The following is a 13394-nucleotide window of genomic DNA, read 5'->3' on the forward strand; positions in this document are numbered from 1 at the left end:
TGCCTGAATGTCCCGATTTTATTGGCTGGTAATCCCGTCGTTGTGGCGGGTGAGTGGCGGCGTTGACCGGCCTTTTCAAGTGATACGGTTTTTAGTCTTTGTTCTGGTAAAACTGATGTGATACAAAATGAGCCATTATTTGCATCGCTTTGTGAAGGAGCCTGCCATGACCTGCTACAGCCTTGATGGCCTGACCCCGGTGGTTGACCCCAGTGCCTATGTGCATCCGTCTGCCGTGTTGATCGGTGATGTGATCGTCGGTCCTCATTGCTACGTCGGGCCGCTGGCGAGCCTGCGTGGCGACTTTGGCCGGATCGTCCTGGAGGAAGGCGCCAATCTGCAGGACACCTGCGTGATGCACGGTTTTCCCGACAGTGACACCGTGGTCGAGCGCAATGGTCACATCGGTCACGGTGCCGTGCTGCATGGTTGCCGGATCGGCGCCGATGCGTTGGTGGGCATGAATGCGGTGGTGATGGACAACGCGCACATCGGCCCGCGTTCATTCGTCTCGGCGGCGGCGTTCGTCAAGGCCGGTTTCGAATGCCCCGAGCAGTCGCTGGTGATGGGCGCCCCGGCCAGCGTCAAGCGCAGCCTCAGCGATCAGGAGGTGGCGTGGAAACAGGCAGGCACCCGTGAGTATCAGCAATTGGCCCGGCGTTGCCTGGAACAGATGCAGGTCTGCGAACCACTGAGCGAGCCGGAGCCGGATCGCCCGCGCATCAGCCACAGTGGTCTGCGGCCAAAGGGCACGATTTCGTGAACACCATCTTCCCCTGTGGGAGCGGGCTTGCCCGCGATGGCGTAGTGTCAGATGGCGTAATTTTGTTTGACCCGCCGCAATCGCGGGCAAGCCCGCTCCCACAGGGATTGGCGCTTTCGGTATATTCGTTTTCTTTTTTCGCTCGGTACGCCCATGTCGTCCCTGACACCTTTGAATCACTTGATTACCCGCTTCCAGGAGCAGACGCCGATCCGCGCCAGCTCCTTGATCATCACGTTGTACGGCGATGCCATCGAGCCTCATGGCGGGACGGTGTGGCTGGGCAGCCTGATTCAGTTGCTCGAACCGATCGGCATCAACGAACGGCTGATCCGCACGTCGATTTTCCGCCTGACCAAGGAAGGCTGGCTGACCGCCGAAAAAGTCGGGCGTCGCAGTTACTACAGCCTGACCGGCACCGGTCGCCGGCGTTTCGACAAGGCGTTCAAACGGGTCTACAGCACCAGCATGCCGGCCTGGGACGGTTCATGGTGCCTGGTGATGCTGTCGCAGCTGACCCAGGACAAGCGCAAACAAGTGCGTGAAGAACTGGAGTGGCAAGGTTTTGGTGCGATTTCGCCGGTTGTCCTGGCCTGCCCGCGCAGCGACCGTTCCGATGTCAACGCGACGCTGCTCGATCTCGGCGCCCAGGAAGACACCATCGTCTTCGAAACCACCGCCCAGGACGTACTCGCCTCCAAGGCCCTGCGCCTGCAAGTGCGCGAGAGCTGGAACATCGAGGAGCTGGCAACGCACTACAGCGAATTTATTCAGCTGTTCCGGCCGCTCTGGCAGGCGCTTCGCGAGCAGGAAAACCTGCAACCGTCCGACTGCTTCCTGGCGCGGATCCTGCTTATTCATGAGTACCGCAAATTGCTGCTGCGCGACCCGCAGCTGCCGGACGAGTTGTTGCCCGGCGATTGGGAAGGCCGCGCGGCCCGGCAGTTGTGCCGCAACATTTACCGTTTGATCTATGCCAAGGCCGAGGAATGGCTGAACAGTGCACTGGAAACCGCCGACGGCCCATTGCCGGATGTGGGTGAAAGTTTTTATCGACGGTTTGGCGGGTTGAAGTAACCCGTCGCCGTTCAGGGAGAGTCGCTGTTCAGGAGAACCTGTGTTTTGACGTAGACAATAAAAATAAGCCTGCGTGAGGCCTGACATGATTTCTACAATTGCACAGCGCCAGGATGGGTTCGATCAGTGGATCCATCAGATCAACCAGATCTGTGGCGCCTTCAATGCACAACCGCTGGGCAGCGGGTTTACCGGGCAGATCCGGGAATACCGCAGCGATGCCCTCAAGCTCAGCTTTGTCGATGCCTGTCAGGCGCGCCTGTACCGCACGCCGCAAGAAGTCGCGGCGGGCGAGGGCGGCAAGTACTTCGCAGTGTTCCAGCTCGATGGCTCGGCGGGCATGGCCCAGGGCGACGACAAGGTGCTGCTGTCCGCCGGCGACATCACACTGATCGATGCGTCGCGCCCAAGCGACTTCACCTACAGCGAAAACTCCCGACAGTTGTCGCTGATCCTGCCCTACCCATTGGTCGAGCAGACCCTGCGCTTCAATCAGGTCAAGTGCGGTCACCGCATCGCCGCGACATCGCCCATCGCGATGCTGTCGCACCGGCTGATCCTTGATGCTACCCGTCAGCCAAGCCTCAGCCGTCAGGAAAGCGAAGCGACCCTGGAAGCGATTGTCAGCCTGCTGCGCCCGGCGATCAGTCAGACCGACGACTGCACGGATCTGCATGAGCGCACCTTCCGCAAGACCCTGAGTTTTATCGACCAGCACATCCGCTCCGAAGAGCTGTGCCCGGAATGGCTGGCGCGGGAAGTGGGCATGTCCACTCGCGGGCTGTACCGGATGTTTGCCAAGAAGGGCCTGGTGGTGGCGCGCTACATCAAGAATCGTCGCCTGGACCTGTGCGCCGAATCCCTGCGCCAATCGGGCAAGGAGCAAAAGTTGTCGGTGCTGGGCTACTCATGGGGTTTTTCCGATTCGAGCTACTTCTCCACGGCGTTCAAGTCACGCTTCGGTATTGCGCCGGGGGAGTATCGCAAGCTGCATGCTTGAGGTCCTTTAACTGATTGCAGCGTTCGATGCCTGGACGTTCTAGGGTTTGAGCAATTCGCTAAACGCCTCCAGCTCGCCTTTCTCCAGATCGGAAACCATGACGAAGCGCATGTGGTTGGCTTGCCAGGACACGACATTGAAACCGCGGATCGTCTGACTCTGGCGCGGCTTGTCGGCCTCGGGCGCGGGCAGGATAAACACGTTGATGATGTGCTTGGCCCGGCCATAGCTCAGGGCCGCCGTGGTCTGGTGTTGCAGATAATCCAGACGCCCGCCCAGCAGGGGAAAGCCTTGCGCCGAGTAATCGAACACCGGTGGCGAGAAGTCGAGCTTGCCGGTGAACCAGGGCTTGACGGTGTGGCGGTCGGACGACACCACATCGTTCAGATGTTCGCCCATCAACGAGCGGACATGACTGGAGACCGCTTCGTCCATCAACGGCTGGTCGCTGCCTGGCGTTGCCACATACAGCACCATCGCCAAGGCCAGCGCCGCCGCTGAAAAAGCCGGTGCAAACCATTTTCGCCAGCGCTCCAGGGCTCGGGGTGCTGGCGCCTCAGGGGCTTTCAGGCGGGCAGCCAAGGACGCCGGTGCGGCGTAATACGGTGCCTTGTGCCTGACGCTGACCTTCAGCAGTTGCGCCTGATCATGTAGCCGCGCGCACGCAACGCACTCGGCCAGATGCCCGGCCACATTCGCCGCCGTCGCCGGATCGAGTTCCTTGTCCAGATAGCCATGCATCAGCGTCTGGCAAACCGTGCAGTCGAGTTCATTCATGGGCGTGCAACTTCAATAGTTCGAGCTTGAGCATGGCGCGAGCCCTGGCCAGCCTCGACATGACGGTACCGATGGGGACGTCGACCACCAGGGCGATGTCCTTGTAAGCCAGGTCTTCGAGTTCTTTCAGAACGATCACCTCACGAAACGCCGGTGGCAGGGCGCACAGGGCTTGCTGGACCAGCGCCGCATTTTCGGTGTGGATGGCCAGCAGTTCCGGGGTCTGGCTGTGGCTCATCGCAGCCTCGTTTTCATCGGATTCGTCGTCGAAAGCGACCCAATGCCGTCCGGCCGAGGCCTTGAGCCAGGTGTAGCTTTCGTTGCGCACGATGGTCAGAAACCAGGCCTTGGCGTTGCCGTCGACGAAGCGGTGCGCAAACCGCAAGGCGCGCAGGGCGCTTTCCTGCACGACATCGTGCGCGGCGCTGTCATTGCCCGTGAGCCAGCGCGCGAGGTTGTAAGCGGCGTCCAGGTGCGGCGCAAACAGTTCCTCAAATCGCTTCATAGTGGTTCCCGCACTGTCCCACCCCTATAACTGCGGTGCAGGGTCTTTTATTCCCGGGAAAATTTATTTTTTCGACCGGGAATAAAGACCCGTCCTGCAAGGTTTTACCTCGTGTCAGCTACATCACTGTAGTTCTCCAGCGAGGGAATACCGATGGACATTCAAGCAAAACATCCACTGCGCACCGACGCCCCGTTGAACCCCGACCGCCGGACACTGCTCAAGTGCTCGGCGTGGGCCGGGGCCGGGGTCATCTGGGCCTTGAGCGGCGGCATTCCCCGGGCCTTCGCTCTGGATGACACGGGGAATGTTTCCGACCCCAAGGCGCTGGCCAGCACCTTCCATTTCGTGCAGATCAGCGACTCGCACATCGGTTTCAATAAAGAGGCCAATCCCAATCCGGTGAAGACCTTGCAAGTGGCGATCGACAAGGTCATCGCGCTGCCCAAACGGCCATCGCTGATCCTGCATACCGGCGATATTACCCACCTGTCCAAACCCGCAGAGTTCGACACCGCCGCACAATTGCTCAAGGCCCTGCCGTCCACCGTGCACTATGTGCCGGGCGAACACGACACCCTCGACGAGGGCGGCGGCCAGCTCTATCTGGAGCGTTACGGCAAGGGCACCAAAGGCAATGGGTGGTACAGCTTCGACGACCACGGCGTGCATTTCATTGCCCTGGTGAACGTCTTCAACTTCCAGGCTGGCCATGAAGCGACCCTCGGCGCCGATCAACTGGCCTGGCTGGCCGACGACTTGCGTGCGGTGAGCAGCAGCACACCGATCGTCGTGTTCACCCATATTCCGTTGTGGACCATTTATCAGCCGTGGGGCTGGGGCACCGAGGATGGCGATCAGGCGATTGCCATGCTGCGCAAGTACGGATCGGTGACGGTGCTGAACGGGCACATCCATCAGGTCATCCAGAAGGTCGAGGGCAACATCACCTTCCACACCGCGCGCGGCACCGCCTATCCACAACCGGCGCCGGGCACGGCGCCGGCTCCGGGACCGATGACGGTGGCGGCGGATCAATTGCGCAATTACCTGGGGATCACCGATGTACGAGCGACCCAGGGTGAGCACCCCTTGGCACTGATCGATTCGACACTGGTTTAGCGGAGGGAATGGGAATGAACGCGCGATTGCTGGCCGTTATCTGCCTGCTGCTGTCGATGCCGGTGTGGGCTCAGGAGGTGAAAGTCGATATCAAGGCGTTCATGTTCGGGCCCAGGGATTTGAACGTGGCGGTGGGCACCAAAGTGACCTGGGTGAACGACGACGAGATTCCGCACACGGTGGCGGAAACCCACAAGCTGTTTCGCTCCGGGGCGCTGGATACCGGTGACAGCTATTCCTGGGTGTTCAATACACCGGGGGAGTATGAGTATTTCTGTGCACTGCATCCGCAGATGCTGGGGAAGATTGTGGTCAGCCAATGAACGGACCGAAGTAACCCTGTAGGAGCGAGCTTGCTCGCGATGGAGTATCAGCAACATAGGTGTCGCCTGACACACCATCGCGAGCAGGCTCGCTCCTACAGGGGGATGTACGTTATTTCGGTGCGTTGAGGTTCAGCGTCGGCGTTTCATCGAAGAAGTTCCACGGCTTGAGCAGCACGTGCACCCATTCGGTCGGCATGATCGGCCACTCTTCGGCGCGGGCGATGTGGGTGGTGCCGGTGGTCAGCCACACGACATCGTCGGTGTTTTCGATGGAGTGGTTGTCCTGGGTGAACTGCCCCAGTCCCGAGTCTTTGTCCGAGCGATTCGGGTACTTGCCTTCCGGGTATTTCTCCTCCGGGTTGTATTGCGTCACCCACAGTTGCTTGTCCATGAAGCTCAGGCGGTGATACAGCCATTCGTCCTTGCCGAAGTTGGCGCCCTTGGCCACCGGGTGCGTGCCGCCGGCATAGGGAATCAACTGATAGGACACCGGGTTGCCGACCTTGTTTTCCTTGCTGAAGTTGGTCAGCAGGCGAACGGTCGACGGGTCGAATTTCTGCGCCGCCTGTTGCTCGGTGCTGACCACTTTGGTTTCGGTCTGCATGGTGCTGGTGCGCGGTCCGCCACGGTCGTTCGGGGCAATGACCGGATTCACCTCCACCAGCGAGTTGCTTTCACCGTCCACGTCCATGTCGAGGCGGAAGTTGTAGATGTGCTGGTGGGTGGTGCCGACGATGTTGTGATCGAGCAGGGTGCCGTAACGGGTGTCTTCCTTGGCGGTGTCCTCGTGCATGGTCTTGGATTTCACACCCTTGACCGCTTCGATGCCGGTGGCGCCGGCGTCGATGCCGATGGTGCCGTTCTGCTGGAAGACCCAGTCGAAGATGTAGTCATAGTTGCCGACGGTGCTGATCCAGCGCACCACCAGTTCCCGGCGTTCGGTACTGAGGTTGGGCTGGCCCATTTCCTGGTGTTTGTACTCGGGGCCGGCGTAGCGTTCGAACACCGCCATGGCGCGCGGGATCGCCGTCGGGGCGCCGGTGTAGTCGGCGATGGTGGCGTCCAGCAGCACGGCGTTTTCCGGGGCGTCTTTGCCCCGGGCGATCGGCGAGGTCAGGGTGCCCATGCCGTAGTCGCCCGAGTCCAGGTAGGCCTTGAAGTACCAGCCGACATCCGGATCGCCATACGGCACGATCATGCCGCCCAGCGAGCCCTCGTACATGATTTTGCGTTTCTTGCCCTTGTCGTCATAGGTGACGGTGGACAGGATCGGGCCGACCCGCGAGTCGAGGCGAACATGGAAATCCCAGTTCTGCCAGTGAATGCTGTTGCCGGTGATGGTGTAGTTCTTGCCCTCGGGCTCGATGATCTCCAGCGGCTTGACCGACGTACCCTTGCGCCCACGCCCGTCATACGGCGTCGGCTTCATCGGCACCGGGATAAGCGCTTCGTCTTCGATCTTGATGAGTTTCTTCTGCTCCAGATCGACAATCGCCACCAGGCCTTCGATCGGATGCGCCCAATAGTTGCCGTCATCGGTATTGAGGTAGCTGACGATCTTCAGCAGGCGCTTGTCCTGGGCCAGGCCGTCCTTGCCGTCGAAGTAGCCGACGGTCAACGGTGTCGCGACGACCTTTTTCACATCGTTGATGCCGCGCTTGGCCAGGGCTTGTGCGTACTCCGGGCTGGTCTCGACGGCCGATTGCACCGTGGCGAAATCGTCCAGCAGCACCATGCCATGGGCGCCTTCAATCGGTTTCCAGGACTTCAGTTCCTTGCTGTCGAGATCGACCAGCGCTTCGATCACGTGCTTGCCGTCCAGCACCACGATATTGGCCTGGCGTGGCTGATCGACCTTCTGCCCGGTGTAGACGAAGTTCCACACCTGATCTTTCGGCGGCTCCTTGACCGAGACTTCGGTGAAGCGAAAACCGGGTTGGTAATGCTCGGACTTCTTGACGATGTCCACCGCCGCGGTGATTTCGTCCGCGCTCAGGGGGTTGAGCGGGTTAGGGCGGGTTTCGACGACAAAGGTCTTGTCCAGGCCGGACTGGAATACCTGGTTGATGAAGTCCTTGGACATGAAGGCGGTCTTGCCCTTGAACACGACCGGCACCGTCAGCGCCATGGGCTTGCCGTTGAGCATGGCCACTTTGCTGTTCGGCTTGACCTTGAGGTAGACCCCATCCTTGGCAATGGTGAACAGGTTGGAATAGTCGTCCCATTTGACCGTGGCGCCGAATTCCTCGAGGCCCGCCTGCAGCGGCACCATTTCGGCGTGACCGCCGTGGGCCTGGGCATTGTCCGCCCAGTAAGGCAGGCCAAGGGTGCCCAGGGTGATCGCCAGGGCGAGCCGGGCAAGCGGTTTTCTGTTTCGCAACGCAAGGGAGGTGAACATTCTGGGTTCCTTCGAAAAAGCCGGTGACAGCGCACCTGTACTTTGCTACAGCCCGGCGATGGCTGCTTTTGGATGCCTGCCAAAATCCTTTGGTTCTGTGCCGCCATCAGCTTTCCCGACTGGCGAGGGCTTGGCAAGCGGATATAGCGCTTTGCCATCGCGCCGCCGCTGGTTAACGGGAAGCGTTTATGAACCACATGGATCAACCGTAGCGGGCTTGCCAGCGATGCTTTTCAGGCCTTCAACACCTTCCCGCCAATGGCCACCGCCACCAGCAGCAGCGCCATCAAGCCAAAGGCAAAGCTCAAACTGCTGCCATGGGCGATGAAGCCGATCACTGCAGGCCCCGCGAGAATGCCGGCATAACCGAGGGTGGTGATGGCCGGTACGGCGATGCTTTGCGGCATGACCGTCTGCTTGCCCACTGCGGTGTACAGCACCGGCACAATGTTCGAACAGCCTGCGCCCAGCAACGCATACCCCAGCAGTGCCGACTCCCAGCCGGGCGCGAATGTGGCCAGAAACAGACCGGCCGCCGCCGTTAGTCCACCGAACACAATGACCCGCGTGGCGCCAAGGCGACGCACGATCGAATCACCGGTCAATCGTCCCGCCGTCATGGTCAGGGCAAACGCCGCGTAACCCAATCCGGCATAGGCCTTGTCGATTCCACGCTCCTGGGCCAGGAACACCGCGCTCCAGTCGAGGGCTGCGCCTTCGGCGAGAAATACGATGAAACACATCGCGCCGATGAACAGCACGATGCCGTGGGGAACGGCAAACGCCGGTCCCGAGCTGTCGCTGCCATAGGGCAGCAGATGCGGCGCGGCTTTGGCCAGGGCGATCAGCAGAATCACGATCACCACCAACGTCGCGCCCAGCGGTGAAATCCCGAGACCGAGCAGCCCGCTGACGCCGGCTGCGCCGACGATCCCGCCGAGGCTGAACAGGCCATGAAAACCCGACATCATGTTCTTGCCGCTGGCCCGTTCGACGATCACTGCTTGCAGGTTTACCGTGGAATCCACCGTGCCGAGGCCGGCACCGAAGATGAACAACGCCGCGATCAGGGCCGGAATCGATGACACCGTTGCCAGCAGTGGCAGCGCCAGACAGATCAGCAAGGTGCCGCCGGTGGCCACTTTGCGACAGCCAAAACGCGAGGCGAGCAGTCCGGCCATGGGCATCGCCAGAATCGAACCCACGCCCAGACACAGGAGCAACAGACCGAGGGTGCCTTCATCCAGCCCGGCCCGGGCCTTGGCATACGGCACCAGTGGCGCCCACGCGGCGATGCCGAACCCGGCGATGAAGAAGGCGATGCGCGTGGACATTTGTTCCAGTCGCCCCGGCACGAATGAGGTCTGGGTGTTGAGGTTGGTCATATCGATCCTTGGCCAAAAAAAACGTCGCGATTCCAAGGGACAGTGATCCGCCTGCAAGGGTTCGATCAGTGTCCGCCAGGCTTGCGCTCAAACAGGCTGACATCCTTGCACAGCCAGAGTGTGTTTCGCGATATGTTGAGGCAGTCCAATCATTCCAGCAGGGAGGGCGCCATGGCGCGGATGTACGATGCACGGGGCAATATCTATATCGTTGTGGCGCCCGAGGCGCTGCGCCAACAGGGTATCGCCGTACCCGATCAGGCCGGCCACGCCGCGCAAACCCGCGAGGTCTGGGCGTTGGCGGCCATTGCGGCGTACTGTGGCTGGGCCCCGGGTACGCAACCACCTGGTAGCAAAGACCATTGCAGCGATGGTCTGTTGGTCGGCCCGTTCCAGTCGTCGCCGCCGTTTGATCTGCTGATCGTCAACACCGACGGCACACTGGCCGAGCGCAGTGGCAACGGGCTGACGATTTTCTCCCAGGCGCTCAGCGACCAGGGGTTTTTACCCAGCGATGACCCTTGCGTGCTCAGGGTCCACCACGACAAATCCGACACGCCTTCACCGGGCCAGACGTCCGTGAAAGCCGCGCAAGTCGAGGGTGTCCGGGGTTTCTGGCTTGACTTGGGCCAACCTGGGTTCGGGCCGGCGGCGGTCAGCGCGACAGGCGTTGACACGGTGCTGTTGAACGGGCACGAACTCAGCCACATTCAACAACTGTCAGCACTCAATGGCGCCTGGTCGCGCAGCCAGTTCGTGCGGCTCGGCAACCCGCACTGCGTGACCCTGGTCGACAGTGCCGATGCCTTACCGGGCAATGAGCAGATGCGCGAGCCGGCGTTGGGCGAAGGGCTGACGCGGATCGCCTACGCCATGCCGACCGGCGCAGGGAAACCTTGCCCGGCGGGGATCAATCTGCAATGGGCGATGCGGCTGTCACCCGGCCACATCGCCGCGCGGGTGTTCGAGCGCGGGGAGGGGCCGACGGCGTCCTCGGGCACCAGTGCCAGTGCGGTGGCGTGTGCGGCATGGCGGGTTGGTTGGGTCGATGCGGGGGAGGTGAAGGTGACGATGCCGGGTGGGACGGCGCCGATTCTGCTGGAGGAAGAACAGGGCGCGTTGAGTCGGGTGAGCCTGTTTGGGACGGCACAGTTAATTGACTGATCCCGAGACAGCCATCGCCGGCAAGCCGGCGATGGTGTCGACCCGAATTCAGCCCAAGCCATCACCGAACTCAACCACCGGCATCGTCCGCTTCATCAACACCTTACCCCTGCGAACCGAATAAAGCGGCAGGCCCTGGCTGCGGATCACCTCGTAATCGCTCTCCGCCGACAAAATCAGCAAGTTCGCCGGCCGCCCGGGCTCCAACCCGTAACGATTACCCAGGGCCATGGCCTTGGCGCTGTTATCGGTCACCAGGTCCAGCGCGCTTTGCAGGTTGCGGTAACCGAGCATGTGGCAGATGTGCAGGCCGGCTTCGAGCACCCGCAGGATGTTGCCGTTGCCCAGCGGATACCAGGGGTCGACGATCGAGTCCTGGCCGAAACACACGTTCATGCCGGCTTCGAGCAATTCGTTGACCCGGGTCACGCCACGGCGTTTCGGGAAGTTATCGAAGCGCCCTTGCAGATGAATGCTTTCGGTGGGGCAGGAGACAAAACTGATCCCGGAATGCCCGAGCAGGCGGAACAGTTTGGCGCAGTAGGCATTGTCGTAGGAGCCCATGGCCGTGGTGTGGCTGGCGGTCACGCGCGAGCCCATGTCGCGGCTGCGGGCTTCTTCAGCCAGCACCTCGAGAAAGCGCGAGTGCGGGTCGTCGGTTTCGTCGCAATGCACATCCACCAGGCAACCGGTGCGCTCGGCCAGGTCCATGAGGAACTTCACCGAACTCACGCCTTGATCGCGGGTGTATTCGAAATGCGGAATGCCGCCGACCACGTCGGCGCCCATGTGGATCGCTTCTTCCATCAGGTCCCGGCCGTTGCGGTACGACTCGATGCCCTCCTGGGGGAATGCGACGATTTGCAGGTCGATCAGATCACGGCTTTCCTCGCGCACTTCGAGCATGGCCTTCAGGGCGGTCAGTTGCGGGTCGGTGACATCGACGTGGGTGCGTACATGCTGGATGCCATGGGCGGCGAGGGTCTGGATGGTTTTCTTGGCGCGGGTCTTGGTGTCTTCCTGGGTAATGGTCGCCTTGCGCTCGCCCCAGCACTCGATGCCCTCGAACAATGTGCCGCTCATGTTCCAGCGGGGCTCGCCGGCGGTCAGGGTTGCATCGAGGTGAATGTGCGGCTCGACGAAGGGCGGTACCACCAGGTTGCCACCGGCATCCAGATCGTCGGGGCCCAGGGTTGGGGCCTCGGTTTGTCGGGCGATGTGGCTGATCAGACCGTTTTCCAGGTGCAACTCATGCAGGCCTTCCTGGTGACGCAGCCGGGCGTTGATGATGTGCATCAGGAGCGTCCTTTTCGATAGGCAATGACTCTACGTTAGCGCGACGAGGGCAATCCCTGCCAGCGTCATTGATCTTGCCTGTGCAAATGTCGGGCGAGCGTGCTTGCGATTGCGCTGGATCAGTCAATTGCGTGGCGTGGTTGATGCCATCATTGCTGGCAAGCTCGCTCCCGCAAGGGCCATTCCTTCAGGAAGACGGGGGCTGCGGCAAAAAGCGCATCAGTGCGGCGACAATGGCTTCGGGTGCATCTTCCTGGACCAGATGACCGGCGTTGGGAATGGCGTGAAATTGCGCTCCCGGAATCATCTGTTGCAGGGCGCGCCCGCGTTCGATGGGGATCCATTGATCGTCTTCACCCCAGAGAATCTGCACCGGGCAGCGGATCGTCGGGTACAAGCCCTCGGCCTCGCGGGTGTAGCGCTCGTCCATCTGGGCGATCTGCCGATAAAACGCCGCTTGCCCGGGGTCGCCCACCCACGGTTGCACGTAAGGGTCGAGCTCGTCATCAGGGATATCGCGCTTGATCGCCCCGCGAATATAGGTCGGTACGATGGCGCGCTGAATGTAGTCGGGCAGCCCGCTGAACGCGGCCTCATGCTGGCGAACATGCTGCACGAACGGCGAACCCCAGGGCGTCAGCGCCACCGGGTCGATCAGTGTCAGGCTGCGGTACTCCTTGCCGTTCAACAGGTGGGCGCGCAGGGCGGTCGCGCCGCCAAAATCATGGGCCACCACATCGGGACGATCCAGCCCCCAATGCTCCAGCAGCTGCGCCAAGAGTTGATTTTGCACACCCAGCGACACATCGCCGTCGACCTTCTCGGATTGCCCATAGCCCAACAGATCGAAGTAATGCACCCGGTGCGAGGTGATGAAGTGCGGTGCAATCCGGTGCCAGACATAAGAAGAGAAAGGCGTGCCATGCACGAACACCAACGGCGGGCCGTCGCCCCTTACCGCGTAGCGAACGGAGTGACCATTGAAGCGGTAGCTCTGAGCCAGTGGCCAGTCTGTCATTGGGCGTGTCCTCTTGGCGTGTGAACGCCAAAAAGCATAGGCATAAAAAAACAGCCGTTGAAGGCTGTTTTTTGTATCACTGACGAAACGCATTTCCCCCGTAGGAGCGAGCCTGCTCCTACGGGGGGCTGGTTTACTCGCCGCGATAGATGCAACCGCTGGTGCAGGTCTCGTGGATACGAATCGCACTGAGTTCCGGCAGCAATGGCTTGAGTTCGGCCCAGATGAATTTGGCCAACACTTCGCTGGTCGGGTTTTCCAGGCCAGGAATGTCGTTCAGATAGTTGTGGTCCAGACGCTCATACAGCGGCTTGAAGATCGCCTTGATCTCCGAAAAATCACGAATCCAGCCGGTGTGCGGATCAATGTCGCCACTCAGGTGAATCGCCACTTTGAACGAATGGCCGTGCAGGCGGCCGCACTTGTGGCCGTCCGGGACGTGGGGCAGGCGGTGGGCGGATTCGAAGGTAAATTCTTTGAAGATTTCCACAGTGTTTTCAGCTCTGTTCAGGTGGCGATCGCCGTGGCGATAGGGGCAGGCGGCGAGTTTAACAGCTTGTCCT

Annotated in this window: 13 protein-coding genes; 6 read left to right on the plus strand and 7 right to left on the minus strand. The window is 61.1% G+C overall.

Translation table 11 applies throughout. From position 1 onward, the window contains the following. Positions 1-166 precede the first annotated feature (166 nt). The 3 genes from paaY (at position 167) to feaR (ending at position 2840) form a co-directional block, all read left to right on the plus strand. Complete coding sequence (paaY, locus tag ACX3YD_RS26035) at positions 167-763, plus strand: phenylacetic acid degradation protein PaaY (protein WP_458961397.1); 597 nt, start codon at positions 167-169, stop codon at positions 761-763. A 153-nt stretch (positions 764-916) separates the two neighbouring features. Next, positions 917-1840 (plus strand): phenylacetic acid degradation operon negative regulatory protein PaaX, encoded by a 924-nt coding sequence (gene paaX / locus ACX3YD_RS26040; RefSeq protein WP_103405837.1) that lies wholly within the window; start codon positions 917-919, stop codon positions 1838-1840. 85 nt (positions 1841-1925) lie between these two features. After that, entirely contained in the window at positions 1926-2840 is a 915-nt protein-coding gene (feaR, locus tag ACX3YD_RS26045; protein ID WP_103405836.1) for a transcriptional regulator FeaR, read from the plus strand. 39 nt (positions 2841-2879) lie between these two features. On the opposite strand, the gene ACX3YD_RS26050 is transcribed toward feaR, so the two are convergent. Both ACX3YD_RS26050 and ACX3YD_RS26055 read right to left on the minus strand, forming a co-directional pair. Then, positions 2880-3617, minus strand: a complete 738-nt coding sequence (locus tag ACX3YD_RS26050; RefSeq protein WP_458961398.1) for an anti-sigma factor family protein — start codon at positions 3615-3617, stop codon at positions 2880-2882. Then, a complete protein-coding gene (locus ACX3YD_RS26055) occupies positions 3610-4122 on the minus strand; it encodes a sigma-70 family RNA polymerase sigma factor (RefSeq protein ID WP_103405834.1) in 513 nt (170 codons plus the stop codon). Before ACX3YD_RS26055 ends, ACX3YD_RS26050 begins: the two co-directional genes overlap by 8 nt. A 153-nt stretch (positions 4123-4275) precedes the next feature. Between ACX3YD_RS26055 and ACX3YD_RS26060 the strand changes: the two genes are divergently transcribed. Further along, positions 4276-5244, plus strand: a complete 969-nt coding sequence (locus ACX3YD_RS26060) for a metallophosphoesterase family protein (RefSeq protein WP_458961399.1) — start codon at positions 4276-4278, stop codon at positions 5242-5244. A gap of 14 nt (positions 5245-5258) precedes the next feature. Then, a complete protein-coding gene (locus ACX3YD_RS26065; RefSeq protein ID WP_458961400.1) occupies positions 5259-5567 on the plus strand; it encodes a cupredoxin domain-containing protein in 309 nt (102 codons plus the stop codon). A gap of 112 nt (positions 5568-5679) precedes the next feature. Here the strand turns inward: ACX3YD_RS26065 and tynA are convergent, their stop codons facing one another. Together tynA and ACX3YD_RS26075 are read right to left on the minus strand one after the other, a co-directional pair. Beyond that, positions 5680-7968, minus strand: coding sequence for a primary-amine oxidase (gene tynA / locus ACX3YD_RS26070; RefSeq protein ID WP_458961401.1), 2289 nt, complete (start codon positions 7966-7968; stop codon positions 5680-5682). Positions 7969-8201: 233 nt separating this feature from the next. Further along, positions 8202-9353: an MFS transporter gene (locus ACX3YD_RS26075; protein WP_103406777.1), complete on the minus strand. Its 1152-nt coding sequence runs from the start codon at positions 9351-9353 to the stop codon at positions 8202-8204. 171 nt (positions 9354-9524) lie between these two features. Between ACX3YD_RS26075 and ACX3YD_RS26080 the strand changes: the two genes are divergently transcribed. Next, positions 9525-10517, plus strand: a complete 993-nt coding sequence (locus ACX3YD_RS26080; protein WP_458961402.1) for a diaminopimelate epimerase — start codon at positions 9525-9527, stop codon at positions 10515-10517. Positions 10518-10565: 48 nt separating this feature from the next. Here the strand turns inward: ACX3YD_RS26080 and codA are convergent, their stop codons facing one another. The 3 genes from codA to queD all read right to left on the minus strand — a co-directional run bounded on the left by codA (position 10566) and on the right by queD (position 13321). Further along, entirely contained in the window at positions 10566-11813 is a 1248-nt protein-coding gene (codA, locus tag ACX3YD_RS26085) for a cytosine deaminase (RefSeq protein WP_103406775.1), read from the minus strand. A gap of 187 nt (positions 11814-12000) precedes the next feature. After that, positions 12001-12831, minus strand: a complete 831-nt coding sequence (locus tag ACX3YD_RS26090) for an alpha/beta fold hydrolase (protein WP_458961403.1) — start codon at positions 12829-12831, stop codon at positions 12001-12003. Between the two features lie 133 nt (positions 12832-12964). Next, entirely contained in the window at positions 12965-13321 is a 357-nt protein-coding gene (queD, locus tag ACX3YD_RS26095; RefSeq protein WP_047527439.1) for a 6-carboxytetrahydropterin synthase QueD, read from the minus strand. Between the last annotated feature and the right edge of the window lie 73 nt (positions 13322-13394).

It is taken from the genome of Pseudomonas fluorescens group sp. PF-1 (assembly GCF_054481335.1).